The organism is Cellulomonas sp. P5_C5 (genome assembly GCF_054049655.1).
In genome coordinates, this window is record NZ_JBFULY010000025.1 from 14,023 (window position 1) to 37,770 (window position 23,748).

The following is a 23,748-nucleotide window of genomic DNA, read 5'->3' on the forward strand; positions in this document are numbered from 1 at the left end:
GGTGCGGTGGGGTGGGGGCTACAGGACCTTGTCGAGGAACGCGCGGGTGCGAGCGTGCTGCGGGTGGTCGAGGACCTGCGCGGGAGGGCCTTGCTCGACGATCCGGCCGCCGTCCATGAACACGACGGTGTCGGCCAGCTCCCGGGCGAACCCCATCTCGTGCGTGACGACGACGAGCGTCGTGCCGCTGTGCGCGAGGTCCTTGATGACGTCGAGCACCTCGCCCACCAGCTCCGGGTCGAGGGCGGACGTCGGCTCGTCGAACAGGAGCACCTCGGGCCTGGTGGCCAGCGCGCGGGCGATGGCGACGCGCTGCTGCTGACCGCCCGACAGCTGGCGGGGACGGGCGTCGGCCTTGTCGGACAGCCCGACGCGCTCCAGCAGGACGCGCGCCTCGGCCTCCACCTCGCCCCGCGGGCGACCCTGGGCGTGGATCGGCGCCTCGACCAGGTTCTCCAGCACGGTCAGGTGCGGGAACAGGTTGAAGCTCTGGAACACGAAGCCGATGCGGGTGCGCTGCCGGAGGACGTCCTTCTCGCGCAGCTCGCGCAGGGTGTCGCCGCGCCGCTCGTAGCCGACGACCTCCCCGCCCACCGCCACGAACCCGCGGTCGACACGCTCGAGGTGGTTGATCACGCGCAGCAGGGTCGACTTGCCGGAGCCCGACGGGCCGATCACCACGGTCACCTCGCCCGGCTGCACCACCAGGTCGATGCCGGCGAGCACCTCGAGCGTGCCGTAGGACTTGTGCACGCCGTGCACCTCGACCAGGCCGGCGCTCACAGCCCGCTCCCGACGTCGCTGCGGGGCGTGCCCGTCCGGTACAGGTGGCTTCCCCCGAGAGTCGACCGCACGGCGTAGGTCGGCGGGACACTGGCAGGCAGCGGCCGACCCGTCACCCGGCTGACCAGCGCGTGAGTGGTCCAGCGCAGCCGCTGCACCGGCGTGGGCGGCAGCGTGCGCAGGGCGCCCTTCGCGTAGTGGCGCTCCAGGTAGTACTGCCCGACGGTCAGCACCGTCGTGATGATGAGGTACCAGATCGCCGCGACCATGAGCAGCGGGACGACCTTGAGGTTGCGGCCGTAGATGACACCGACCGTGTAGAACAGCTCGCCGTAGGCCAGCACGTAGACGACCGACGTGCCCTTGACCAGGCCGATGATCTCGTTGATCGACGTCGGCACGATGGTCCGCATGGCCTGCGGGAGGACGATGCGCAGCTGCTGGCGGGAGCGCGGGATGCCGAGCGCGGCGGCCGCCTCGTGCTGGCCCTGGTCGACGCCGAGGATCCCGGCGCGCACGATCTCGGCCGAGTACGCGGCCTGCGAGAGGCCGAGCCCGAGCACCGCAGCGCCGAACTTGCCGACGATCGAGAGGGTGTCCACCTCGGTGAACGCCGGGCCGAACGGGATACCGAACGAGATCTCCGGGTACAGGTAGGCGAGGTTGTACCAGAGGAGCAGCTGCAGGATCAGCGGCACCGACCGGAACACCCAGGTGTAGCCCCACGCGACGCTGCGCAGCAGGGGCGAGCGGGACAGCCGCATCAGCGCGAGGACGGTCCCCAGCCCGAACCCGATGACGGCGGCCGCGAACGTGAGACGCAGCGTCCCCCACAGGCCGGTCAGCACCGACGGCCAGGTCAGGTACTGCGCCACCACCGACCACTGCCAGCGGTCGTTCGTCACCAGCGAGCTGACCACCATCGCGAGCAGGACCGCGACGACGGCCGTGGCGAGCCAGCGCCCCGGGTGCCGTGTGGGCACGACGCGGAGCCCGGCGAGCGCTGCCGCATCGGGTTGCACCTGCGGCGGTGCCAGGACACGGGACTGGTCCTGCACGATGCTCACGAGGTCACCCCCAGCCACTTCTCGAACGGGAGCGGTCCGGTCGCCTCGGCCGCCGGGTCGAACAGCGGCGTGTAGCCGGCGCGCAGGTACAGGCCGACGGCCTCCGGCTGCCGCGGCCCGGTGGTCAGGTACAGCCGCGGGTAGCCGAGGTCGGACGCACGCTGCTCCAGCTCCGCGACGACGCGCGCGGCCAGGCCACGGCGGCGGTGCGCGTGATGGGTCCAGATCCGCTTGAGCTCCGCGGTGGGGACGGTCGGGAGCCCGGCCTCGTCACGCCCCTCGGTGCGCGGGCGACGACCGGCGTCGCCGAGCTCGGGCTCGACGCGACGTCGGAACGCCCCACCCGCCACCGGCTCGCCGTCCTCCAGCAGCAGGACCAGCGCGCCGTCGGGCTCCGCGAACTCGGCCGCCGGGTAGTGCTCCATCTCGTCACGGATCTGCTCGACGGCCAGGATGCCCTGGTACCGGGTGGCGTACTCGTACGCCAGCTCGTCGAGCAGCGGACGCACCAGCGGGTCGGCCAGGTCCGTCCAGCGGACCGTCAGGGTGGAGGCCGGCGCGCTCACGACGCGTCCCCGTGCGGGTCGCGCTCGCCGACGGTCACCGCGAACGGCAGGTGGTTGCCCTCGACCGGCGCCGGGCACGTGCCGAAGTCGCTGAACGCGTAGGGCAGGTTGAGCGTGCGGTTGAGGTCGACCCGCAGCGTGCCCGCGGCGCGGTCGGCCACGTCGACGCTGACGACGCGCCACGGCGCCAGGTCCTCGGCCTCGTCGCTGAACAGTACGGCCGCCGACCCCGGGGCGTGGCCACCGGACAGCCGCAGCGTGCGCCGCACGCCGTCGCGCTCGACGTCGATCTCCCCCACCAGCCGGACGTGGTGCACCAGCCCGTGCTGCGCCGCGCCGACCGTCACCTCGACGGGCTCGTCGTACCAGCGCACCGGCACGTCGAGGACCCAGGACGGGTCGTACGGGTGCGTCGGGACGCCGTCGAAGCCGGTGCGCGCGGCGGCGCGCGGGTCCCGGACCCGCACGTACAGCCGCCCGGTCCGCCGGACCAGCTCCAGGACGACGCGGTCCTCGTCGTCGCGTCCCGCCGGCACGAACGCGGCCACGAGGGTCGACAGCCCCTCGCCGACCGTCCGCCGCCAGGCACCCACGAGCGCCTCGCGCGACTGCGGGTCGGTCACCCCGTCGGCGGCGTCGGTCTCGACCAGCGCGTGGGCGCCGTCGGTCGACCACAGACCCGGGAGCCCCGGGAGGTAGCGCGGCGTCGCGGTCAGCGCGTGCAGGCCGACCAGGCTGAGCCAGCCGTGCGGCTGGCGCAGGGCCTCCTCGCGGTCGCTGCGCCAGCGCAGCAGGTCGGCGGTGGGGTCGATGGCGAGCGTGGTCATCGGGTGCTCCTCTCGAGCGTTGCAGCGTGGGGATCGGCAAGGTCTGCGCCACGGCCGGGGATCGCCCCGACCAGCTCGGCGGTGTACGGGTCCTGCGGGTCGTCGAACACGTCGTGCGTCGGTCCGACCTCGACGAGCCGGCCGTCGTGCAGCACACCCACCCGGTCGACCACCTGCCGCACCACCGCGAGGTCGTGCGAGATGAACAGGTAGGTCAGGCCGCGGTCGCGCCGCAGCCGGTCGAGCAGCGCGAGGATCTGCGCCTGGACCGAGACGTCGAGGGCGCTGGTCGGCTCGTCGAGCACCAGCAGGTCGGGCTCGAGCGCGAGCGCGCGGGCGATCGCGACCCGCTGCCGCTGGCCGCCGGACAGCTCGCCGGGACGCCGCGACGCGTACGCCGCGCCGAGGGCCACCTGCTCGAGCAGCTCGACGACGCGGTCCCGCCGCTGCGAGCGGGAGCCCACGCGGTGGGACCGCAGGGGCTCGTCGATGATCCTGGCGACCGTGAACCGGGGGTCCAGCGACGCGAACGGGTTCTGGTGCACCAGCTGCGACCGGCGACGCAGCAGCGCGCGGCCGGCCGGGTCGGAGACGGGGACGCCGTCGAGCAGCACCGTCCCGGAGTCCGGCGACGTCAGCTGGAGAACCAGCCGGGCGACGGTGGACTTGCCGGACCCGGACTCACCGACCAGCCCGAACGCCCCGCCCTTCGGGACCGAGAAGCTGACGTCGTCGACCGCCTGGACCGTGCGGCCCGCGTGACCGGGGAGCCGGAACTTCTTGCTGACGGACAGGACGTCGAGCAGCGACGTCTCCCCCACCGGCGGCGCCACGGGAGCGACCCGTTCGCGCACCGTGAGCTGCGGCGCGGCGGCCAGCAGGGCTCGCGTGTACGGGTGGCTGGGTGCGCCGAGCACCTCGGCCGTCAGTCCCTGCTCGACGATCTCCCCGTCCTTCATCACCACGACCCGGTCGGCGCGGTCGGCGGCCACCGCCAGGTCGTGCGTGATGAACAGGACGGCCGAGCCGGTGCGCGAGGTCAGGTCGTCGAGCAGGTCGAGCACCCGGCGCTGCACCGTGACGTCGAGCGCGCTCGTGGGCTCGTCGGCGATCACGAGTGCGGGCTCGAGCGCCAGCGCGATGCCGATCAGGACGCGCTGCCGCATCCCGCCGGACAGCTCGTGCGGGTACTGCCGCGCACGGGCCTCGGGGTCGCTCAGGCCGACGGACCGCAGGATCTCGACCGCCTGCTCCGCGGCGGCCGCCCGACGCACGCGGCCGTGGATGCGCAGCACCTCGGCCACCTGGTCGCCGATCCGGGTCACGGGGTTGAGCGCGATGCCCGGGTCCTGCGGCACCAGGCCGATCCGTGCGCCGCGCACCTGCTGCCACGCCTTGCCCGTCAGCCCGACCAGCTCGCCGCCGTGCAGCCGGACGCTGCCGCCGACGACCTGCCCGCCGCCGGGCAGCAGCCCGACCACGGCGTGCGCGGTGGTCGACTTGCCGGAGCCCGACTCCCCGACGAGCGCGACCACCTCGCCGGCGTGCACGTCGAAGCTGATGCCACGGACTGCCTGCACCCGCTCGTCACGGCTCTCGTACTCGACCACCAGGTCGCGGACCTGCAGGACGGGGACTGTCGGGGCGCTCATCGGTGCGCCCTCCCTTCGAGGAGGCGACCGAGCCGGTTGGCGGCCAGGACCAGCGCGGCGATGACGAGACCGGGCAGGGTGGTGAACCACCAGGCCACGGACAGGTAGTTGCGACCCTCGGCGACCAGCGAGCCCCACTCGGGGGTGGGCGGCACGGCCCCGAAGCCGAGGAAGCTGAGCGACGACACGGCCAGCACGATCACCCCGAGCTGCACGGTGGCGAGCACCAGGATCGGAGCGGCCGCGTTCGGCAGCACGTGCCGTGCGAGCACCGCCGACCGGCGCGCACCGGCGAGGACCGCCGCCTCGACGTAGGTCGTCGTGCGCACGCGCAGCACCTCGGAGCGCATGACCCGGGCGAACGTCGCCACCTCCGCGACACCGACGGCGATCGCGACCTTGAGCGTGCCGAAGCCGAGCGCCGTGACGACCGCGAGGGAGAGCAGCAGACCGGGGATCGCCAGGAGCACGTCGGTGGTGCGCATGAGCACCGCGTCGACCGCTCCCCCGACGTAGCCGGCGACGAGCCCGACCAGAGCACCGACGGCGAGGCCCAGGCCGAGCGCCAGCAGCGCGGCCTGCAGCGACAGCCCGGTGCCGTGCACGGTGCGGGCGTACAGGTCGCGCCCGAGGTTGTCGGTACCGAACCAGTGCTCCGCGCTCGGCGCGCTCAGCTTCTCGGCCGGCACGCCCACGAGCGGGTCCGCCGCCGTGAACAGCCCCGGCACGAGCGCCCAGCCCAGGAAGACGAGCACGACGGCGAACGACGCGAGCACGCCGGGCGTCGCCAGGGGGTGGCGCAGACGGCGGCGGGGCACCGGACGGGCCAGGACCACACTGGGTGCGGTGACGGCGGCCGGAGCCTGCGAGACGAGTGTCATGACGGTTCCTTCCCTGCGTCAGGCCGTGGCCGGGGTACGGGCGATCCGCGGGTCGAGCGCCGGGTAGGCGAGGTCGACCACGAGGTTGACGACGACGAACACGAGCGCGCCCACGACCACGACCCCCTGCACGACGGGGATGTCCTGCGCGCGCACCGCCTTCTCCACCAGCCCGCCGAAGCCGGCGCGGGAGAACACCGTCTCCACCACCACGGCACCGGCCAGGAGGTTGCCGACGGCGATGCCCAGCAGCGTCAGCGCCGGCAGCGCCGCGTTGCGCGTGACGTGCCGCCACTGCACCCGTCCGCGGCTGGCGCCCTTGGCCAGCGCCGTCTCCACGTACGGCGCGTCCCACGCGGTCCGCATGGACCGGGCCAGGACCTGCGCGACGACGGCGGAGAGCGGGATGGCGAGCGTCACGGCGGGCAGCACCAGGCTGGGGAAGCCCTGGTTGCCGACCGCCGGGAACAGCGGGAGCCGGAACGAGAACAGCTGCAGGAGCAGCAGACCGATCCAGAACGTCGGCATCGACACGCCCAGCGGAGGCAGCGCGAGCAGCGCACCCCGGAGGCGGGTGGACCGCGACCAGGACGACACCGCGGCGATCGCCCCACCCAGCAGCAGCGCGATCCCCAGGGCGAAGCTGGTCAGCGCCAGGGTCTGCGGGAACGCGTCCGCGAGCAGCTGCGACACCGGGGCACCGGAGCTCACAGAGACCCCGAGGTCACCGGTCACCGCCCGCCCGAGCAGCACCAGGTACTGCTCGAGCGGCGGGCGGTCGAACCCGTAGCGGGCGCTCAGCTCCGCCACCTGCGCCGGGTCGACGGTGCCGCCCGGGTTCGCCGCGTCGAGCATGATGCTCACCGGGTCGCTGGGCAGCAGGTACAGCACCGCGAACGAGACGGTGAACGCCGCCCAGAGCACGAGGACCGCGGCGCCGAGCCTGCGCAGGACGTAGCCCGTCACTGGTCGGCGCCGATCCAGGTGTCGTGGAACAGCAGCCGGGACGACGCGTCGAACGCCAGGCCGTGCACGTCGGCGCCGACCCCGATCGACTGCGCGAGCTCGAACAGCGGGATCGCCAGGCCCTCGTCGAGGATCGTCTGCTGCGCGGCGGCCAGGTCGTCGGCCCGCTTCGCCGGGTCGCCCTGCGCGAGCTGGGCGTCGAGCAGCGGGTCGAGGACCGTGTCGGCCGGTCGCTTGTTGATGTTGCGGAACTTCGAGGAGAACTGCGTGCGCAGGATGTCGCCGTCGGCGCGCGTGACGTTGTAGTAGTACGTGTCGTAGTCGCCGGCCGCGAGGGCCGCCTGCTGCTCGGCGGGCGTCTGCTGGCGCACCTGCAGGTCGACGCCGACGGCCTTGAGCTGCTGCTGCGTCAGCTCCAGGACCGCCTGGCTGCCCGTGAACAGCGGCGCGTAGACCACGTCGAACGACAACTTCTCGCCGCCCTTCTCGCGGATCCCGTCCGCGCCGAGCGCCCAGCCGGCGTCGTCGAGCGCCTCCGCGGCACCGTCCTGGTCGAACGCGAGCTCGTCGGACAGGTCCACGTAGCCGGGCGTGGTGCTGGCGAGCACGCTGGTGGCGGGCTTGAACGCCTCGCTGAGCACCGTGTCCACCAGCTCCTGGCGGTTGATCGCCACCTGCACGGCCGCCCGCACGTCCGGGTCGGCCAGCGGGCCGGCGCTCACGTTCGGCTGGAGCACGAAGGCGACGCCGGGGTTGGTGCGGGTCAGCACCGCACCGCCCGAGCCCTCCACCTGCGGCACGTCCTGCGGCAGCACGTCGCCGACCGCGTCGAACTGGTCGGAGGCCAGCCCGCCGGACCGCACTCCCGACTCGGGGACGATGGAGAAGTCGATCTGGTCGAGGTACGCCTCCCCCGGGTTCTCGGAGACGTCCGACGGCCACGCGTACCCGTCGCGACGCACGATCGTCGCCCCCTGGTCCTGCGTGTACTTCTCCAGCTCGAACGGTCCGGAGCCGACGACCTCACCCTGCAGCCGCGCGGCCGGGTCCGTCGTCGCGGTCGCGTCGGACAGGATCGCGAGCGACACGGTCGAGGTCGCCTGCAGGAACTGCGCGTTGGGCGTCGTGAAGGCCACGGTCACCGTGTGCTCGTCGTCGACGGTCGTGCCCTCGTAGCCCGAGAGGTAGGACACGGCCAGGGGTGCCGTCGCGGCGAGAGGGCCGACGAGCGCGTCGAAGTTCGCCTTGACCGAGGTCGCGGTCAGCGGCGTGCCGTCGGAGAACGTCACGTCGTCGCGCAGGTGGAAGGTGAAGTGCGTCAGGTCGTCGCTGACCTCCCAGCTCTGCGCGAGCCACGGCACGACCTCGCCGGTCTCGGGGTCCTGGTCGGTCAGGGAGTCCGCCAGCTGGCGGGCGATGTAGATGCTCACGTTGGAGCCCACCTGCTGCGGGTCGACGCCGCTGGGCGAGGCGCCGAGCGCGAACCGCAGCGTGCCGCCGGGAGTCGCGGTCGCGCTCTGCTCAGCCGTCGGGGACGCGGCCGGGGCACCGCCCGAGCTGCACGCCGTCAGCAGGAGGGTGGGGACGACGAGGGTGGTCAGGAGAGCGGATCGGGCACGGGTCGAGCGGAGCATGACGGGGGTCCTTCGTTCAGGGTGGGAGGGGGTCGAATCAGCCGACGAGGGCACTGTCGGCGTGCGATCGGGTGGCGCGGGGGGCCGGCCTGGTCAGTCCGAGGTGGTCACGCAGCGTGCCGCCGGCGTACTCGGTGCGGAACGAGCCGCGCTCCTGGAGCAGCGGCACCACCTGGTCGAACACGTCGTCCAGACCGGTGGGAGTCAGGTGCGGCACGAGGATGAAGCCGTCGGACGCGTCCTCCTGGACGTGCCGGTCGATGGCGTCCGCGACCTGCGTGGCCGTGCCGACGAACCCGCCGCGCGACGTCACCTCGATGACGAGCCGGCGGATCGACCAGCCGTTCGCGTCGGCCTGGTCGCGCCACGCGGTCGCGACGGCGCGCGGGTCCTTGACGTGGCGGACCCGGCCGCGGGTGATGTCGAGGTTCTCGACGTCCGGGTCGATCCGCGGCAGCGGCCCGTCCGGGTCATGGTCGGTGAGGTCACGGCCCCAGACCTGCTCGAGGAACGCGATCGCGGTGGGACCCGGCACCTGCTGCAGCCGGATCTCGTGGGACCGCGCGGCGGCCTCCTGCGCGGTCGCGCCGAGCACGACGGTGGTCGCGGGCAGGATCAGGAGCTGCTCGGGCGTGCGGCGGTGGGCGGCGAGGCGGCCCTTGACGTCGGTGTAGAACGCCTGGCCCGCCTCGAACGTCGAGTGCGCCGAGAAGACGACGTCCGCCGTGGCCGCCGCGAAGTCGCGACCGTCGGCCGAGTCGCCCGCCTGGAAGAGCACGGGGTGCCCCTGCGGTCCGCGCGGCGTCGTGAACTCTCCCCGCACCTGGAAGTGCGGACCGTCGTGACGCACCTCGCGCACGGACCCCGGCCGGACGTACTGCCCGCTGTGCGCGTGCGCGATGACCGCGTCGTCGTCCCACGAGTCCCACAGCGCCCGGGCGACCTCGACCAGCTCCGCGGCACGCTCGTAGCGCTGCTCGTACGGCAGGAAGCCGCCGCGGCGGAAGTTCTCCCCCGTGAAGGCGTCGGAGCTGGTCACCAGGTTCCACGCCGCCCGCCCGCCGGACAGGATGTCGAGCGTGGCGAACTGACGGGCCAGCTCCCACGGCTCGTTGAACGTCGTGTTGATCGTGCCCGCCAGCCCGATCCGGTCCGTGACCGCAGCGAGCGCCGCCAGCACGGGCAGCGTGTCGGGCCGGCCCACGACGTCGAGATCGTGGATCTGCCCCTTGTGCTCGCGCAGGCGCAGCCCCTCGGCGAGGAAGAAGAAGTCGAACCGGGCCGCCTCGGCGCGGCGCGCGAGGTACTCGAACGACGCGAAGTCGATCTGGCTGCCGGAGCGGGGGTCGCTCCAGACGGTGGTGTTGTTGACGCCGGGGAAGTGCGCGCCGAGGTGAACCTGCTTGCGTGAGGTGGGGGTACTCATCGCGCGGCTCAGGCGATCGCGGCGTAGCGGTTGGCCGGGTGGCCCAGGCCGAGCTGGTCGCGCAGGGTCGGACCGTTGTAGTGCTCACGGAACGCCCGGGCGGTGCGCAGCATGGGCACGACCCCGTCGACCAGGGCGTCGAGGTCGGTGTGCAGCGAGGACGGGCGGACGACGAACCCGTCCACGGCGCCGATCTCCCACCAGCGCAGGAACGCGTCGGTCAGCTCCCGCGCGGTGCCGACGTGCGTGAGCGAGTCGGTGTCCCACCGGACGCCCTCGAGCTCGGTGAGCAGGTCCAGGCGGGCACGCGCGCTCGCCTGGTCCGGCCCGGTCACCACGAACGCGTCGACGAGGACCCGCAGGTCCCCGGGCTCGCGGCCGGCTGCGACAGCGGCTGCTCGCAGCCGCAGCCGCAGGTCGAGCGCCTCCTCACGGCTGGTGGCGCTGATCCGGACGACGTCGGCGTGCCGGGCGGCGAGGCCGAACGACTCGTCGGAGCTCACGCGCACCACGATGGGCGGCTGACCCTGCGGGGGGCGAGGGGTGATCGACGGGCCCTTGACCGCGAAGTGGACGCCGTCGTGCTCGACGTAGTGCAGCTTCGCGCGGTCGACGTACCGGTGCGTGGCCTGGTCGCGGATCTCCGCGTCGTCCTCCCAGCTGTCCCAGAGCGCCGTGACGACCTGCACGGCCTCCTCGGTCTCGGCCACCGCCGTCGCCTCGGACTGTGCGGGCCTGCGCCCGAAGTGCGCAGCGTCCTGCTCGTCCTGCTCGTCCGCGGACCACCCGAGCTGCCAGCCGGCCCGTCCGCCGCTGACGTGGTCGATCGTCGCGATCGCCTTGGACACGTGGAACGGCTCGGTGTGCGTCGTCGCGACGGTCGGCACCAGGCCGATGCCGCGGGACCGCGGTGCCAGCCGTGCCGCGACGAGCGCGGCGTCGAGGCGCCCGCGCAGCGTCGTGGACCGGGTGGGCTGCAGCGAGAACGAGTCGTCGAACACGACGAGGTCGAGCGTGCCGCGCTGGGCGGTGTCGACGAGGTGCTGGAGCCGCTCGGCGTCGAACAGGCGCTGCGCCTGGGAGCCGTGCGTGCGCCAGGCAGCGGGGTGAGCGCCGGCGTCGCTCAGGTCGACGCCGAGGTGCAGCGGCCGGGGAGAAGACGTGGGGCGTGCCATGGGGGTGTCCGTTCATGAGTCGCGGAGGCGCGCCGCGCCGGTCGCACGGGGGTGCGACGGTCGGTGCGAGGGTGCGTGGGTGCAGGGAGCGCGACGACGCGGCGGTGCCGTCGGTCGTCAGCGGCTGGTCAGGCCTGGCGCAGGGTCAGCGACAACAGCTGAGCGCGCCGCAACGGGCGCCGGGACAGCGGGAGGACACGCGAGAGAGGCCGCCGAGAACCGCAGCGGGCTGTCCGTCCGTGCTCATCGTGCGTCCCTTCGTACCCGCCGGGCGGGCGCTGCGTCGTTGTCGGGCACGAGCGGGTGCTCGTGCAGGACCAGGTCGTCACCCGGGGCACCCCACACGCAGGAGGGTTGCCATCCAGCGAGCCGGGGCTTGTCGCTGGAATTCATGACCTAACAGGTCGGGAAAGTAGACATAGATTCGGGGCGAGTCAATACTCCGAGGCAAATGTCCAGATGGTGGGACGCCCGGTCCCGTCTGGTGGTGGAAGGATGAGCGCGTGCCTCTGACGATCACCATCGCCGACCCCACGTCGCCCGACGTGCTCGCCCTGCTCGGCGAGCACCTCACGGACATGTACGCCACCTCCCCCGCGGAGTCGGTGCACGCCCTCGACCCGACCGCGCTCGCCGCCCCCGGCATCACGTTCTGGACCGCCCGGGACAGCGCCGGCACCCTGCTCGGGTGCGCCGCGCTCAAGGACCTCGGTCCGACGGACGCCGAGCTCAAGTCGATGCGCACCACCGCCGCGGCACGCGGGCAGGGCGTGGCCGCCGCGGTGCTCGCCCAGGTGCTCGCGACCGCCGCGCACCGTGGCATCCGCACGGTGCACCTGGAGACCGGCACGGAGGACTACTTCGCACCCGCGCGGCGCCTGTACGAGCGCGCCGGCTTCGTCGAGTGCCCGCCCTTCGCCGACTACGTCCTCGACCCGCACTCCGTCTTCTACCGCCTGGCGCTCAGCGCGCCAGCCGTGCCCGCCACCGGTCCCAGGGCGGCGCAACCCGCCAGTTGAGGCGCAGCGTGCGCCACGCACGGTCGAACCGGCGCACCCGTTGCGCGTGCCCGCGCAGGGACCGCGCCGACACCCCGACCCGCAGCGCGGGGTCGAACCGGATCCGGCGCCCCGGCCCGAGCGCGAACGCGAGGTCGAGGTCGTCGTGCACCTCCGGATCCTCCCGGCTCACCCGGGAGCGGACCGCGAGCCAGGCCTCCCGGCGCATCGCCATCGACGACCCCCACAGGGCGGTGTGGCCGAGGGCGAGGTGCGCCAGGAGGTAGTACGTGCCCAGGTAGGCGCCCGAGACGCCTGCCCGCAGTGCCACCGGGAGGTCGAAGAACTGCCCGGAGCCCGTCACGGCGTCAAGGCGGGGGTCTGCGCGCATGCACACCGAGATGCGCTCCACCCAGCGCTCGTCCGGCCGCGAGTCGGCGTCGAGCCGCGCGATCACGTCACCGCGGGCGCTGTCGTACCCCGTGGCCGCCGCGGCGGGGATACCGACCCGCGGCTCCGGCACCACCCGCGCGCCCCCGGCCGCTGCGACCGCCGCGGTGTCGTCGGTCGAGCCGTTGTCGACGACCAGCACCTCGTACGGCGCGACCGTCTGCCGGCGCAGCCGCGCGAGGCACTCCGCCAGCGCGACCGCGTCGTCGCGGGCCGGGATGACCACGGACACGCGAACCTCCGGCACGTCGCTCACGAGCGCCGGGCCAGGACCAGCGCGGCGACAACGCTGCCCGTGAGTCCCGCGGCGAGGTCGCCCATCGTGTCCTCGTACCCCACCTGGATCCTCCGGTCGAGCCACGCGTTGCCGGCCCACTCCCCCAGCTCCCAGAGCACGGCCAGCACGGCGCCGAGACCCACGACGACGACCGCGGTCTCGCTGCGCGAGCGAGCCGGCCCGACCACCGACCACGCGCGCAGCGCGAGAAGGCTCATCACCGCGATGAGGCCGGTCGCGGCCGCGTGCACCACCACGTCGAGCCAGCCCACCGTCACGTACCAGTCGAGCTGCGCGGCCCAGGCGGCGGCGAGCAGGGTGCCGCTGTAGGCGACGTCGAGCACGGGCGGGGCACCGATCGCGCGGGGCACCATGCACCCACCGAGGACCAGCAGGAAGAGGGCCGTCGCGACCAGGCCCGAGTGCCACGTGCCGACGAGCACGCTGGCGAGCGCCAGTGCGCGGACGGCGTCACCGGGCACGACCTGCGCGCGACGGGGTGGCGTCGCCGGGTGCCCGACGGGCTCGAGCGGCTCTGCCATGGGTCTGGGCTCCGGGTCGTGTGCCGGCGGTGCGGCACTCCACAGGCACCGGCCGCTGCTCGACCACGCACATGGGCGCCCTCATGATGCGTCACGGAAACCGCGTCCGCACCGCGAGTCCCTTCCTGAGGAACTCTCAGCACCGGGGGCCGCCGCCAGGTGCGCGGTGCGCGGCCCGCCCGCATGGTGGACCAGCCGCGGCGTCCGCCGCGCACCCTGCCCGCGTCTCGGGCCGACCGAAGGACACCCCCATGGGCTCCCGCAACACTCTCGTCCGCTCCCTGCACGACGTCGGCGCCGCGGCGTGGTTCGGGGGGTCGCTCATGGGCGCGGTCGGCCTGAACGGCGCGTCGGCGTCGGTCGCGGACCCGACGGACCGGCTGGGTGTCGCGTCGGTGGGCTGGGCCAGGTGGGCCCCGGTGAACGCCGCCGCCATCGGGGCGCACGTCGTCGGGGGCCTGGGACTCATCGTCGCCAACCGCACCCGCCTGACGGCGCAGCGCGGCGCTGCCACGAACACCGCCGTCAAGGCGCTGCTCACGGCCGCTGCCGTCGGCACCACGGTCTACAGCGGGGTCCTGGGCGCGAAGATCGCCGCAGGGGCCGGCGCACCGGCCGAGAGCGGCGTCACGCCGGCGTCCTCGACGCCGGCGGCCGTCGCGTCCGCCCAGCGTCAGCAGCGGATCCTGCAGTGGGTCACCCCGGCCCTGGTCGGCACCCTCGTGGTGCTCGGTGCGCAGCAGGGCGAGCAGCAGCGCCCCACCAACCTGGTCGAGGGCATCCGCTCGCGCGTCACCGGGAAGTAGCCGGTCAGGGGGCGACGAAGCCGATCGCCTTGTGGCTGCCGTCGCAGAACGGCGCGATGGCCGACGCGCCGCACCGGCACAGCGCGACGGTCCGCCGGCGCCTCTCGATCTGGGCGCCGGCGCCGTCGCGCAGCTCCACGTCGCCGCGGACGAGGAGTGGTCCGTTCGGGCACGCCTCGATGACCGCCTGCTGCGGCGCGCGCTCGCTCATGCCGCACGCAGCGACGACGTGCCGGACGTCCACGCGCCCAGCAGGTGCTGGCCCACGAGCTCGTCCAGGTAGAGGCAGGCCGCGGCGCCGAAGAGGATGTCCCCGACGAGCTCGGGCTCCGCCTCGGCGAGCCCTCCGGCCAGGTCACGGCCGGCGATCTGCTCGTGGACGGCGTCCGCCTCGATGTGCTCGTCGAAGTACTCGGTCGTGCCCGTGTCGTGGCCGAGGCGCCGGAACCCGTCCCCGTAGAGGCGGTTGGGCAGGGACGACGTCATCTCGAACGCCGCGAGGTGGCCGGCGATCGCCCCGCGCCACCGGCGGTGCAGCCCGAACAGCGACATGAGGTTGAGCGACGCGATCGTGACGGCCGGCAGCCGGTCCACGTAGTACCCGTACTCGTCGACGAGGCCGGCGCCCCGCATCGTGCGCGCGAACAGGGCGCAGTGCATGCGGTCGGGACGCCCACCGCCGTACTCGTCGGACTGCACCTCGACGAGCGCCGCCTTGGGCACGCCGGACAGGCGCGGGATCGCCCAGGTGTGCGGGTCGGCCTCCATGAGGGTGTAGAGGGACCTGTGGATCAGGAACTCCTCGGCCTGCGTCCCGTCCGCGGTCCGGCTGACGTAGCGGGCGACGCTCGGTCCCGGACCGGGAGCGGTCATCGCGAAGAGCGCGGCCGCGACGGTCTCGCGCTCCGGAGCGGTCGGCGGGGGTGTCGGGACCCGCTCGCGCAGCGCCGCCTCGAACGCGTCCTCCAGCACGCGCCGGAGGCGCAGCACGTCCGGGTCCCACTCCCACGACTCGTCCACCCCCTCGAAGCCGCGGTAGTGCAGGGCGTACAGCGTCCACAGCGTGAGCTGGAGGTCGTCGTCCGACATCGGGTCCGACTCCGCCGCCGCCGCACGCCATCGCGCGAGCACCCTGTCGTCGAGGGCGTCGGTGCCCTGCGGCGGATGGATCAGCAGATCCGTCAGGGACGCTCCCAGGGGCCCCCGGGCGGTGGGCAGCTTCATGGTCGAGCTCTTTCCTCGCGCGTACCTCCGCCCGGTTCTGGAGCAGACCTGGACCCACCGTCGCACGCGGCGGGCGCTCCGCAACCGGAGCGCCCGACGTCACACCAGCGACGGGTCGAGGACGACCTTGATGCAGCCGTCCTCCTTCTTCTGGAACATCTCGTAGGCCGCGGGGGCGGTCTCCAGCGAGACGCGGTGGGTGCGCAGGTCGAGCACGCCCAGCGGGTCCGCTGAGTCCGAGACCAGGGGCAGCAGGTCGTCGACCCACCGCTTCACGTTCGCCTGTCCCATGCGCAGCGTGAGGCCCTTGTCGAACAGCTGCATCATCGGCAGCGGGTCGGCCGCTCCCCCGTAGACGCCGACGATCGACACCGTCCCGGCGCGCCGAACCACGTCGAACGCCGTCTGGAGGGCCGCGAGGCGGTCGACGCCGGCCTTCTCGATGACGGCTGCGGCCACCTTGTCCGGCAGGAAGCCCGCGATCCGCTGCGCGCCCGAGGCCACCGGTGACCCGTGCGCCTCCATGCCGACCGCGTCGATCGAGGAGTCGACGCCGCGACCGCCCGTGAGCTCACGGACCGCCTCGCCGACGTCGTCGACCGCACCGACGTCGATGACGTCGATCCCGTGCCGGCGCGCCATCGCGAGGCGCTCGGGCACCAGGTCCAGCCCGATCACCCGGGACGCACCTCGGTGAGCGGCGATGCGGGCGGCCATCTGCCCGATGGGGCCGAGGCCCACCACCGCGACGGTCCCGCCGGCGGGCACCGCGGCGTACTCGACGGCTTGCCACGCGGTCGGCAGCACGTCGGACAGGAACAGGTAGCGCTCGTCCGGTCCGCCGTCGTCGGGCACCACCACCGGACCGAACTGGGCCTGCGGCACCCGCAGGTACTCGGCCTGACCGCCGGGCACCTGCCCGTACAGCTTGCTGAACCCGAACAGCGACGCACCCGTGCCCTGCTCGCGCACCTGGGTGGTCTCGCACTGCGCGAACAGCCCCCGCGAGCACATCCAGCACGTCCCGCACGAGATGTTGAACGGGATGACGACGCGGTCACCCACGGCGAGCGAGCCAGTCGCGGAGCCGACCTCCTCGACGACACCCATCGCCTCGTGGCCCAGCACGTCCCCCGCGTCCAGGTACATCCCCAGCACCGCGTACAGGTGCAGGTCGGAGCCGCAGATCGCGGTCGACGTGACCCGGACGATCGCGTCCGTCGGCAGCTCGATCCGGGGGTCCGGCACCGTCTCCACGCTCACGTTCTCCCGGCCCTGCCATGTCAGTGCGCGCATCTCGATCCCTCTTCCGTCCACGGTGAGGGCGCTGCTGTCCCCGGCTCAGGGTGCGCCGGACCGGCCCGGTCCGCGACCGGAGGTCGCACGCTCGAGGGGGTGCAGGGTGACGTCGGCCAGCCGCCCCGCCGCGATCGTCGCGGTCATGAACGTCGCGAACGGTTGCCGCCGCCGGTCCGTGGGCGACCCGGGGTTGAGCAGCCGCAGGCCGTGCGGGGTGACCGTGTCCCACGGGATGTGGCTGTGCCCGAACACCAGCACGTCCAGGCCGGGATGCTCGGCGTCGCACCGCTGCTCGCGTCCGGCGGCGGACCCGGTCTCGTGGACCACGCCGACCCGCACCCCGGCCAGCTCGACCCGCGCGACGAGCGGCAGCCGCTCCCGCAGGCCGGGGCCGTCGTTGTTGCCGTAGCACGCGACCAGCCGGCGGGACCGCGCCTCGAGCTCGTCGTGGAACGCGTCGGACACCCAGTCGCCGGCGTGCACGACCACGTCCGCGGCGTCGACCGCGGCCCACACCGAAGCCGGCAGCTCACGGGCGCGGCGAGGGACGTGCGTGTCCGCGAGCAGGACGAGCCGCACGAGCGCTCAGCGTCCGCGCACGTCGGCCGCGCCCACTGCCACACGTTCCCGGGCCACGTCGGCGAGCCGGGTGAGCACGGCGATCTGCTCGACGGCCTGCCGGTCCAGGTCCTCAAACCGACCCGCGTCCAGCCCCAGCGCGTCGCTCCAGGAGCCGAGGCTCGCCCAGATGCCGCGCTTGGCGCTCACCCCGCCGCTCAGCACCTCGAGCTCCAGGAGGGCGGACAGCGGCGACGCGGCCGCGAATCGACCGTTCGGCTTGAGGCGTCCGACCCGCTCGGCCGTGGCGGAGGCCAGCGACTTCCACCGGCTCAGCGACAGGTCCAGCCCGTCGGCCACGTCCAGGAGAAGGGTGCGCTCGTCGGCGAGCTCGTCCGCGAACCGGCCCAGCGGCGGCCCGAGGGGCGTCTCCCGGTAGGCGCGGGCCATGCGCTGCGCGCGGGAGAGGGCGCCGGCGGCACCGGCGACGTGGTCGGACAGGTAGATCCGCAGCAGCTGCCGGTCGACGGTCGGCGGGGTCATGGGTCCTCCTCGACGGTGGCTCCCGACCGTACCCGCGCGCCCTCGCCCCGCAACTGCGCCGCCGCGCGGTCGCGCCCCCACGGGCGTACCGTCGGCCGCCCGGCGTGATCCCGGCGTGATGCAGCCGCGCCGATCTACGTCCCGTGCGATCGAGGTCCGATGGAGCTCCTGCCGCAGACCGCGGACGTCCTGCGTCGGCTGAGCGAGACCTCCGACCTGGACCTGGTCGCGATCGTCACCGAGGCCGGTGACCGGGTCGCCGCCGAGGTCCCGTCCTGCCTCGGGTTCAGCTACTGCCTCGTCGACGAGGACCTCACGCTCACGGTCGTCGCCACCTCGGCGGACTCGACGGCGATGGACGCGGCGCAGTACCTGGACGACGGCCCGTGCCTGCAGGCGGGTCGCGGCGCGGAGGTCGTCGGGGTCGAGGACGTGCTCGACGAGAGCCGGTGGCAGCTGTACGCGGCCACCGCCGCGGACCGCGGGGTGCGCAGCTCGCTCTCGCTGCCGGTGCTGGACGGCGAGCGGCTCGTCGGCACCGTGAACTTCTACGCCGCGCAGGCCCGGGCGTTCGTCGGGCACGAGGAACGGCTCGCCTCGATCGTCGGCGCCAGCGCCCGGGTGGCCGTCACCAACGCCGACCTGTCGTTCCGGTCCCTGGGCGACGCGGTCGACGCTCCGACACACCTCGACGACCTCGTCGTCGTCGACCGGGCGAGCGGGGTGCTCGCGCGGACCCGGGGCATCTCCGTCGACGACGCCCGCGCGCTCCTGCACGGCGCCGCCCTGCGCGCCGGCATGCAGCTCTCCGACCTCGCACGATCGCTGATCCGGTGCTGAGCCGACCCGAACGGGAGGATCCCATGGACGAGAACACCAGAGGCACCGCCATCGCCGAGCTGCAGACCCTGCTGCTCGACACCCCGGGTGTCGACGAGTTCGTCGAGGGCGTGGCCCGCGCAGCCGCCCGCCACGTCGGTGCGGCCACCTCCGCCACCATCACATTGCGCCGCGAAGGCCGGCCCACGCTCGTCGCAGCGAGCGACGCGGCGGCCGCGCTCTGCGACGAGGTGGAGTACGCGGCCGACGACGGCCCGTGCCTGACGTCCATCGACGTCGGTCGGATCGTCCACGTCCCCGACATCGCCGAGGAGACCCGCTGGCCGTCGTGGCGGGCCGCGGCGCAGGCCAACGGCTTCGCCTCGGCGGCAGCCCTGCCCCGCGTGGTGCGCCCCGGCGTGCACATCGCCCTGAACCTGTACGCCGCCGACGCGCACGCCTGGGACGACGCGGCGATCGCGGTCGCCGACATGTACGCCGACGAGATCGCCAGGACGGTCGCGCTGTGCCTGCGCAGCACGGACCAGGTCGAGCTCAACGCCGACCTGCGTGCGGCGCTCGTCTCCCGCGCCGTCATCGACCAGGCCATCGGCGTCGTCATGGCGGAGAACCGGTGCACCGCCGAGGACGCGCTCGCGATCCTGCGCAGCGCCTCCCGGCACCGCAAGGTCAAGCTGCGCGAGGTGGCGTCCGTCATCGTCGAGTCCGTCACGGGGAGCCCCCCGCGCGAGCGGGACACGTTCCGCGAACGGGTCTGAGCCCCACGGCCGGTTCGGGTGGCGGGTGCCCCGGGGCGGGCTTACGGTCCAGGGGCTGGGCCGACATCGTCGCCCGGCAGACCGTCGCCCGGGACAGGACACGTCGCCGGACATGGGACAGGTGGACCGGGCTGCTGCCCGAGCACCGTGACAGCACCACCAGGGAGCGCTCACGCGCCCCGATCACCCATGCGGACGGTCGCGCGGCAGAAGGCTGCGACGACGTCGATCCCACCCGGCCGGCGCCTCGTGCTGCCACTCGGGCGGGACGTCTCCGCTCCCCTCCACCCGAGACGAGCCCCACCATGACCGACTACACCAGCAGCTATCCCCGCTCCGACGGCGATCAGCCCGGCACGGCCGACGCCGCGAAGGAGCAGGCGACCCACCTCAAGGACAAGGCCGCCGACGCCGGCGGGCACCTGCTCGGCGAGGCCAAGGGCGAGGCCGCCGCCGTGACGCAGGAGGCCCGGCGGCAGCTGGGCGACCTCTGGACCCAGGCGCGCACCGAGGTCTCCGGACAGGTGGGCACGCAGCAGAGCCGGCTGGCCGGCGGGCTCACGACCGTCGGCGACCAGCTCGCGCAGATGGCCGCAGCACCCGGCGAGCAGAACGTGGCCACGGACATCGCCCGCGAGCTCGGCACCCGGGTCACGTCGCTCGGCCAGTGGCTCGAGAGCCACGGCCCCGACGAGGCCCTCGACGAGGTCCGCAGCTTCGCGCGTCGGCGCCCCGGGACGTTCCTCGTCCTCGCCGCCGGTGCGGGCGTGGTCCTGGGTCGGCTCACGCGCGGCCTCAAGGACGCCCCGAGCACCCCGTCGTCCGCCCCGCAGCCCGCGCCGGTGCCCGTGCCGGAGCGCACGGTGACGATGCCCCCGCCCGCCTTCGCCGACCCGGTCGACGAGCCCGTCTACGCCGACTCGCTCGCCACAGCCGAGTCCCCCGTGATCCGCACGCCCGCGTGGGACCCGCGATGACCGAGCCGCTGGACGCTCCCCCGCGACAGTCCGTCGGTGACCTGCTCGGGGACGTCACCCGTGACCTCTCCACGCTCCTGCGCCAGGAGGTCGAGCTCGCCAAGGCCGAGGTCCGCCAGTCGGCCACGCAGGCGGCGAAGAGCGGGTCCATGTTCGCGGGCGCCGCGGTCGCCGGGCACTTCGTGCTCCTGTTCCTGTCCGTCGCGCTCTGGTGGGCGCTGGGCGACGCCCTGGACTCGTGGGCCTGGTCGGCCGTGATCGTCGCCGTGATCTGGGCGGTCGTCGCCGCAGTCCTCGCGGTCCGCGGTCGCGCCGAGGCCAAGCGCGTGGCCGGGCTTCCTCAGACCACCGACACCGTCAAGAAGATCCCGAACGCCCTGCACGGCCACGAGGAGAAGAACTGATGAGCACCGACCCGGACCAGATCCGCGAAGACATCGAGCGCACCCGGGCCGAGCTGAGCTCGGACGTGGACGCGCTGACCGACAAGGTGAGCCCCGGTCAAGTGGCGCACAGGCAGGCCGACAAGGTCCGCTCCGCCGTCTCGGACGTCAAGGACACGGTGATGGGTGGGGTGTCCGACGGCGCCGACGTCGCCGGCTCCGCGGCCTCGTCGCTGGGCGGTTCGGCGGCTGGGCTGCCGCACGCCGCGAAGGACAAGGCTCGCGGGAACCCGCTGGCCGCCGGGCTGATCGCCTTCGGCGCCGGCTGGCTGCTGTCCTCGCTGCTGCCCAGCACCCGTCCGGAGCAGCGGTTGGCCCAGACCGCCAAGGAGCAGGCCGCTCCCCTGGTCCAGGAGGCCAAGGACGCCGCCCAGGACGTCGCCACGACCCTGCGCCAGCCCGCTCAGGAGGCGGCCGCCGCGGTGAAGGACCGGGCGACCGAGGCCGGCTCGACACTCCGTGACGAGGGCCGCTCGGCCGCCGACGACCTGCGCGCGGGGGCCACGGACGCCGCCGACACGGTCAAGGGAGCGCACACCGCCGGGTAGCACGACGTGCGGCGGGGCACCGCGTGCGCCGCGATGCCCGACCGACCGACCGATCGACCCAGGAGCCGAGGCGATGAGCCCGCACGACACGAGCAGCACCCGCAGCACGGCGAAGGCCGCAGCGCCGTCGCCGGAGGACCCGCGCAAGCCCGACTCCCCCGACGACATGACCAAGCGGTCCTGGCTGTACGTGCTGCGCAAGACGCTCCGGGAGTTCGGCAAGGACCAGTGCACCGACCTCGCCGCGGCGCTCACGTACTACGCCGTCCTCGCGATCGCGCCTGCCCTGCTGGCCGTCATCTCGATCCTGGGCCTCGTCGGCGACCCGGAGAAGATGGTCGCGGACGTCCTGACGATCGCCTCCGACGTCGGTGTGTCGTCCGTCGACGAGACGCTGGAGCCGATCCTCACCCAGCTCACCGAGGCGCCCGCCGCCGGGTTCGCCCTGGTCGTCGGCCTCGTCCTGGCCCTGTGGTCCGCCTCCGGGTACGTCGCCGCGTTCAGCCGGGGCATGAACCGGGTGTACGAGATCGACGAGGGCCGGCCGGTCTGGAAGCTGCGACCGGTGCTGCTCGTCGTCACGGTGGTCCTCGTGCTGATCGCCGTCGTGATCGTCACGGCCGTCGTGCTCTCCGGCGGGGTCGCCCGCGCGGTCGGCGACGCCGTCGGCCTCAGCGACGTCACGGTGAGCGTCTGGAACATCGTGAAGTGGCCCGTGATCGTCGCCCTGGTGGTCGTGGCGATCGCCGTCCTCTACTACGCGACGCCGAACGTGCAGCAACCGAAGTTCCGGTGGATCAGCCTCGGCGCCGTCGTCGCGCTCGTCGTCTGGGTGCTCGCGTCGCTCGGCTTCGGCTTCTACGTCACCACCTTCGGCAGCTATGACGACACCTACGGCTCGTTGGCCGGCGTGATCGTGTTCCTGCTCTGGCTGTGGATCACCAACCTCGCGCTGCTGTTCGGCGCGGAGCTCGACGCCGAGGTCGAGCGCGGCCGGCAGCTGCAGGGCGGTATCGAGGCCGAGAAGACCATCCAGCTCCCGCCGCGGGACACGCGTGCGAGCGAGAAGAAGCAGGCCAAGCAGGAGGAGGACGTACGGCTCGGCCGTGCCCTGCGGCAGACCCGCGGGGCCGAGACCAAGGACGACGACGCCTGAGGGGATCACCGATGTACCTGCACGTACAACGACTCATCAACGACATCGAGGCCGACGAGCCGGACCCGGCAGCCGCGAACGCCCTGCAAGAAGGGCTCGGGGGCCAGTTCGGCGAGATGCGCACGATGATGCAGTACCTGTTCCAGAGCATCAACTTCCGCGGTCCGAAGGGGAAGCCGTACCGGGACCTGCTCCAGGGCATCGGCACGGAGGAGATCAGTCACGTCGAGCTGATCGGCACCACCATCGCCCGCCTCCTCGACGGCTCGCCGCGGTACAACGGCACCGCGAAGGACCCGCTGGACAAGCCTGGCGCCGGGGGTGCCACCCCGCTGGAGTCTGCGCTCGACGCGGGCAACATCCACCACTACCTGGTCGCCGCCCAGGGTGCCCTGCCGGTCGACGCCGCGGGCAACCCCTGGTCCGGGTCCTACGTCTACAACTCGGGCAACCTCGTGCTCGACCTGCTCTACAACCTGATGCTCGAGTCCACGGGCCGGCTGCAGAAGTGCCGGATCTACGAGATGACCGCGAACAAGACGGCCCGCTCGACGATCGCCTACCTGATCGTGCGCGACCAGGCCCACGAGAACGCCTACGCGAGGGCGCTGGAGACGCTCGGGGTGAACTGGGCGTCGGTGCTGCCCATCCCGAAGACCAACGCGGAGAAGTTCCCCGAGGTCAAGAAGCTGCTGGACCTCGGGCTGCAGAGCAAGCAGTACACGTTCGACCTGACCGCGTCCTCCGAGGCGGGCCGGATCTTCCAGGGCATGTCGCCGTCGAAGGACGGGACCGAGCTCGACGCCACCGAGCAGGCGCCCGCGGGCGTGCCGTCGACGATCGCCGACGAGCGGTTCGAGGAGTTCTCCCCCGGCCTCGACACCGACCTGCTCGCGCTCATCCAGGCCACGGCCGACCTGGAGATGGCCGAGCCGGCGCCGCAGCTGTACGGCGCGGTCCCGCCGGAGGGCACCTCGAAGCCTTCGAGCACCGCGAAGAAGTAGCACCGTCGCACTCGCGCCCGGGCCTCTGCGGTCCGGGCGCGGGCGCGGTGAGGTTAAGTCTCGTATTCCGACCAGCCGTGTCCACATTGAGAGACGGTGCTGTCGCCGACGGCTGCAGGCGGCCATCCTCGTCTCATGCAGACCCGCCGCGCCGCCTCGACGTGCTGTCACGCCGTCCTGGCTTCCGCGCGCCCCTGCTGTCCGCGGAACGTCTGAACGCGGCACCGTCCCCCGGCCGCGCGTCCGACGCCCGGCCCTCGTCGATCCCCACGACGACTCGGTTGCGACGCGCGTGCCTCCACCCCCGTCCCCCGCGGAGGACCCACCCCCATGGCGCCCAGCCGGCCC

The 23,748-nt window shown here is 73.4% G+C and carries 26 protein-coding genes and 1 riboswitch; of the genes, 9 read left to right on the forward strand and 17 right to left on the reverse strand.

Features of this window, described 5'->3' with window-relative positions:
• Positions 1-18: 18 nt before the first annotated feature.
• The 10 genes from ACXJKF_RS17085 to ACXJKF_RS17130 are packed head-to-tail and all read right to left on the reverse strand — an operon-like array spanning position 19 to position 10,977.
• Complete coding sequence (locus ACXJKF_RS17085; RefSeq protein ID WP_456788915.1) at positions 19-783, reverse strand: amino acid ABC transporter ATP-binding protein; 765 nt, start codon at positions 781-783, stop codon at positions 19-21.
• Complete coding sequence (locus ACXJKF_RS17090) at positions 780-1,841, reverse strand: amino acid ABC transporter permease (RefSeq protein ID WP_456788995.1); 1,062 nt, start codon at positions 1,839-1,841, stop codon at positions 780-782. The genes ACXJKF_RS17085 and ACXJKF_RS17090 overlap by 4 nt, the downstream gene beginning before the upstream one ends.
• Before the next feature lie 5 nt (positions 1,842-1,846).
• Positions 1,847-2,416 (reverse strand): GNAT family N-acetyltransferase, encoded by a 570-nt coding sequence (locus tag ACXJKF_RS17095; RefSeq protein ID WP_456788916.1) that lies wholly within the window; start codon positions 2,414-2,416, stop codon positions 1,847-1,849.
• Complete coding sequence (locus ACXJKF_RS17100; protein ID WP_456788917.1) at positions 2,413-3,243, reverse strand: DUF1684 domain-containing protein; 831 nt, start codon at positions 3,241-3,243, stop codon at positions 2,413-2,415. The genes ACXJKF_RS17095 and ACXJKF_RS17100 overlap by 4 nt, the downstream gene beginning before the upstream one ends.
• On the reverse strand, positions 3,240-4,895 hold the full coding sequence (locus ACXJKF_RS17105; protein ID WP_456788918.1) for a dipeptide ABC transporter ATP-binding protein: 1,656 nt from the start codon (positions 4,893-4,895) through the stop codon (positions 3,240-3,242). Before ACXJKF_RS17105 ends, ACXJKF_RS17100 begins: the two co-directional genes overlap by 4 nt.
• Entirely contained in the window at positions 4,892-5,776 is an 885-nt protein-coding gene (locus tag ACXJKF_RS17110; RefSeq protein ID WP_456788919.1) for an ABC transporter permease, read from the reverse strand. Before ACXJKF_RS17110 ends, ACXJKF_RS17105 begins: the two co-directional genes overlap by 4 nt.
• Positions 5,777-5,794: 18 nt before the next feature.
• The gene (locus ACXJKF_RS17115; protein ID WP_456788920.1) at positions 5,795-6,742 is read right to left on the reverse strand and encodes an ABC transporter permease; all 948 of its coding nucleotides are present in this window, start codon (positions 6,740-6,742) and stop codon (positions 5,795-5,797) included.
• Positions 6,739-8,376 (reverse strand): ABC transporter substrate-binding protein, encoded by a 1,638-nt coding sequence (locus ACXJKF_RS17120; RefSeq protein WP_456788921.1) that lies wholly within the window; start codon positions 8,374-8,376, stop codon positions 6,739-6,741. Before ACXJKF_RS17120 ends, ACXJKF_RS17115 begins: the two co-directional genes overlap by 4 nt.
• 37 nt (positions 8,377-8,413) lie before the next feature.
• Positions 8,414-9,802: an NtaA/DmoA family FMN-dependent monooxygenase gene (locus ACXJKF_RS17125; protein ID WP_456788922.1), complete on the reverse strand. Its 1,389-nt coding sequence runs from the start codon at positions 9,800-9,802 to the stop codon at positions 8,414-8,416.
• A gap of 8 nt (positions 9,803-9,810) precedes the next feature.
• The gene (locus tag ACXJKF_RS17130) at positions 9,811-10,977 is read right to left on the reverse strand and encodes an LLM class flavin-dependent oxidoreductase (RefSeq protein WP_456788923.1); all 1,167 of its coding nucleotides are present in this window, start codon (positions 10,975-10,977) and stop codon (positions 9,811-9,813) included.
• 277 nt (positions 10,978-11,254) lie between these two features.
• Positions 11,255-11,374: riboswitch (SAM riboswitch) on the reverse strand.
• Between the two features lie 112 nt (positions 11,375-11,486).
• Here ACXJKF_RS17130 and ACXJKF_RS17135 point away from each other — a divergent pair.
• A complete protein-coding gene (locus tag ACXJKF_RS17135; RefSeq protein WP_456788996.1) occupies positions 11,487-11,996 on the forward strand; it encodes a GNAT family N-acetyltransferase in 510 nt (169 codons plus the stop codon).
• On the opposite strand, the gene ACXJKF_RS17140 is transcribed toward ACXJKF_RS17135, so the two are convergent.
• Together ACXJKF_RS17140 and ACXJKF_RS17145 are read right to left on the reverse strand one after the other, a co-directional pair.
• Positions 11,941-12,657, reverse strand: coding sequence for a glycosyltransferase family 2 protein (locus tag ACXJKF_RS17140; protein WP_456788924.1), 717 nt, complete (start codon positions 12,655-12,657; stop codon positions 11,941-11,943). The genes ACXJKF_RS17135 and ACXJKF_RS17140 overlap by 56 nt on opposite strands.
• A 20-nt stretch (positions 12,658-12,677) precedes the next feature.
• Positions 12,678-13,244: a hypothetical protein gene (locus ACXJKF_RS17145; RefSeq protein WP_456788925.1), complete on the reverse strand. Its 567-nt coding sequence runs from the start codon at positions 13,242-13,244 to the stop codon at positions 12,678-12,680.
• A gap of 251 nt (positions 13,245-13,495) precedes the next feature.
• On the opposite strand from ACXJKF_RS17145, the gene ACXJKF_RS17150 reads away from it, so the two are divergent.
• Positions 13,496-14,050: a hypothetical protein gene (locus tag ACXJKF_RS17150; protein ID WP_456788926.1), complete on the forward strand. Its 555-nt coding sequence runs from the start codon at positions 13,496-13,498 to the stop codon at positions 14,048-14,050.
• Between the two features lie 4 nt (positions 14,051-14,054).
• Here the strand turns inward: ACXJKF_RS17150 and ACXJKF_RS17155 are convergent, their stop codons facing one another.
• The 5 genes from ACXJKF_RS17155 to ACXJKF_RS17175 form a co-directional block, all read right to left on the reverse strand.
• Complete coding sequence (locus ACXJKF_RS17155; RefSeq protein ID WP_456788927.1) at positions 14,055-14,261, reverse strand: CDGSH iron-sulfur domain-containing protein; 207 nt, start codon at positions 14,259-14,261, stop codon at positions 14,055-14,057.
• A complete protein-coding gene (locus ACXJKF_RS17160; RefSeq protein ID WP_456788928.1) occupies positions 14,258-15,274 on the reverse strand; it encodes an iron-containing redox enzyme family protein in 1,017 nt (338 codons plus the stop codon). Before ACXJKF_RS17160 ends, ACXJKF_RS17155 begins: the two co-directional genes overlap by 4 nt.
• Positions 15,275-15,373: 99 nt before the next feature.
• A complete protein-coding gene (locus tag ACXJKF_RS17165) occupies positions 15,374-16,570 on the reverse strand; it encodes a zinc-dependent alcohol dehydrogenase (protein ID WP_456788929.1) in 1,197 nt (398 codons plus the stop codon).
• 45 nt (positions 16,571-16,615) lie between these two features.
• Positions 16,616-17,152, reverse strand: coding sequence for a metallophosphoesterase family protein (locus ACXJKF_RS17170; RefSeq protein WP_456788930.1), 537 nt, complete (start codon positions 17,150-17,152; stop codon positions 16,616-16,618).
• A 6-nt stretch (positions 17,153-17,158) separates the two neighbouring features.
• The gene (locus tag ACXJKF_RS17175) at positions 17,159-17,674 is read right to left on the reverse strand and encodes a hypothetical protein (RefSeq protein WP_456788931.1); all 516 of its coding nucleotides are present in this window, start codon (positions 17,672-17,674) and stop codon (positions 17,159-17,161) included.
• A 159-nt stretch (positions 17,675-17,833) separates the two neighbouring features.
• On the opposite strand from ACXJKF_RS17175, the gene ACXJKF_RS17180 reads away from it, so the two are divergent.
• The 7 genes from ACXJKF_RS17180 to ACXJKF_RS17210 all read left to right on the forward strand — a co-directional run bounded on the left by ACXJKF_RS17180 (position 17,834) and on the right by ACXJKF_RS17210 (position 23,400).
• Positions 17,834-18,514 carry a GAF and ANTAR domain-containing protein gene (locus ACXJKF_RS17180; protein ID WP_456788932.1) on the forward strand — a complete coding sequence of 227 codons (681 nt, stop codon included), beginning with the start codon at positions 17,834-17,836 and terminating at the stop codon, positions 18,512-18,514.
• Positions 18,515-18,537: 23 nt separating this feature from the next.
• Entirely contained in the window at positions 18,538-19,272 is a 735-nt protein-coding gene (locus tag ACXJKF_RS17185; RefSeq protein ID WP_456788933.1) for an ANTAR domain-containing protein, read from the forward strand.
• 305 nt (positions 19,273-19,577) lie between these two features.
• Positions 19,578-20,249 carry a hypothetical protein gene (locus ACXJKF_RS17190; protein WP_456788934.1) on the forward strand — a complete coding sequence of 224 codons (672 nt, stop codon included), beginning with the start codon at positions 19,578-19,580 and terminating at the stop codon, positions 20,247-20,249.
• Positions 20,246-20,653 carry a phage holin family protein gene (locus ACXJKF_RS17195; RefSeq protein WP_456788935.1) on the forward strand — a complete coding sequence of 136 codons (408 nt, stop codon included), beginning with the start codon at positions 20,246-20,248 and terminating at the stop codon, positions 20,651-20,653. Before ACXJKF_RS17190 ends, ACXJKF_RS17195 begins: the two co-directional genes overlap by 4 nt.
• Positions 20,653-21,240 (forward strand): DUF3618 domain-containing protein, encoded by a 588-nt coding sequence (locus ACXJKF_RS17200; RefSeq protein ID WP_456788936.1) that lies wholly within the window; start codon positions 20,653-20,655, stop codon positions 21,238-21,240. Before ACXJKF_RS17195 ends, ACXJKF_RS17200 begins: the two co-directional genes overlap by 1 nt.
• A 73-nt stretch (positions 21,241-21,313) precedes the next feature.
• Positions 21,314-22,396, forward strand: a complete 1,083-nt coding sequence (locus ACXJKF_RS17205) for a YihY/virulence factor BrkB family protein (RefSeq protein ID WP_456788937.1) — start codon at positions 21,314-21,316, stop codon at positions 22,394-22,396.
• A gap of 11 nt (positions 22,397-22,407) precedes the next feature.
• Positions 22,408-23,400, forward strand: coding sequence for a manganese catalase family protein (locus tag ACXJKF_RS17210; protein WP_456788938.1), 993 nt, complete (start codon positions 22,408-22,410; stop codon positions 23,398-23,400).
• Positions 23,401-23,748: the final 348 nt, after the last annotated feature.

Coding starts and splice junctions, on each gene's coding strand:
- ACXJKF_RS17150 (WP_456788926.1), top strand. CDS start 13,496: ATGGGCTCCCGCAACACTCTCGTCCGCTCCCTGCACGACGTCGGCGCC.
- ACXJKF_RS17125 (WP_456788922.1), bottom strand. CDS start 9,802: ATGAGTACCCCCACCTCACGCAAGCAGGTTCACCTCGGCGCGCACTTC.
- ACXJKF_RS17130 (WP_456788923.1), bottom strand. CDS start 10,977: ATGGCACGCCCCACGTCTTCTCCCCGGCCGCTGCACCTCGGCGTCGAC.
- ACXJKF_RS17200 (WP_456788936.1), top strand. CDS start 20,653: ATGAGCACCGACCCGGACCAGATCCGCGAAGACATCGAGCGCACCCGG.
- ACXJKF_RS17145 (WP_456788925.1), bottom strand. CDS start 13,244: ATGGCAGAGCCGCTCGAGCCCGTCGGGCACCCGGCGACGCCACCCCGT.
- ACXJKF_RS17210 (WP_456788938.1), top strand. CDS start 22,408: ATGTACCTGCACGTACAACGACTCATCAACGACATCGAGGCCGACGAG.
- ACXJKF_RS17190 (WP_456788934.1), top strand. CDS start 19,578: ATGACCGACTACACCAGCAGCTATCCCCGCTCCGACGGCGATCAGCCC.
- ACXJKF_RS17180 (WP_456788932.1), top strand. CDS start 17,834: ATGGAGCTCCTGCCGCAGACCGCGGACGTCCTGCGTCGGCTGAGCGAG.
- ACXJKF_RS17195 (WP_456788935.1), top strand. CDS start 20,246: ATGACCGAGCCGCTGGACGCTCCCCCGCGACAGTCCGTCGGTGACCTG.
- ACXJKF_RS17185 (WP_456788933.1), top strand. CDS start 18,538: ATGGACGAGAACACCAGAGGCACCGCCATCGCCGAGCTGCAGACCCTG.
- ACXJKF_RS17165 (WP_456788929.1), bottom strand. CDS start 16,570: ATGCGCGCACTGACATGGCAGGGCCGGGAGAACGTGAGCGTGGAGACG.
- ACXJKF_RS17110 (WP_456788919.1), bottom strand. CDS start 5,776: ATGACACTCGTCTCGCAGGCTCCGGCCGCCGTCACCGCACCCAGTGTG.
- ACXJKF_RS17160 (WP_456788928.1), bottom strand. CDS start 15,274: ATGAAGCTGCCCACCGCCCGGGGGCCCCTGGGAGCGTCCCTGACGGAT.
- ACXJKF_RS17175 (WP_456788931.1), bottom strand. CDS start 17,674: ATGACCCCGCCGACCGTCGACCGGCAGCTGCTGCGGATCTACCTGTCC.
- ACXJKF_RS17105 (WP_456788918.1), bottom strand. CDS start 4,895: ATGAGCGCCCCGACAGTCCCCGTCCTGCAGGTCCGCGACCTGGTGGTC.
- ACXJKF_RS17205 (WP_456788937.1), top strand. CDS start 21,314: ATGAGCCCGCACGACACGAGCAGCACCCGCAGCACGGCGAAGGCCGCA.
- ACXJKF_RS17120 (WP_456788921.1), bottom strand. CDS start 8,376: ATGCTCCGCTCGACCCGTGCCCGATCCGCTCTCCTGACCACCCTCGTC.
- ACXJKF_RS17155 (WP_456788927.1), bottom strand. CDS start 14,261: ATGAGCGAGCGCGCGCCGCAGCAGGCGGTCATCGAGGCGTGCCCGAAC.
- ACXJKF_RS17100 (WP_456788917.1), bottom strand. CDS start 3,243: ATGACCACGCTCGCCATCGACCCCACCGCCGACCTGCTGCGCTGGCGC.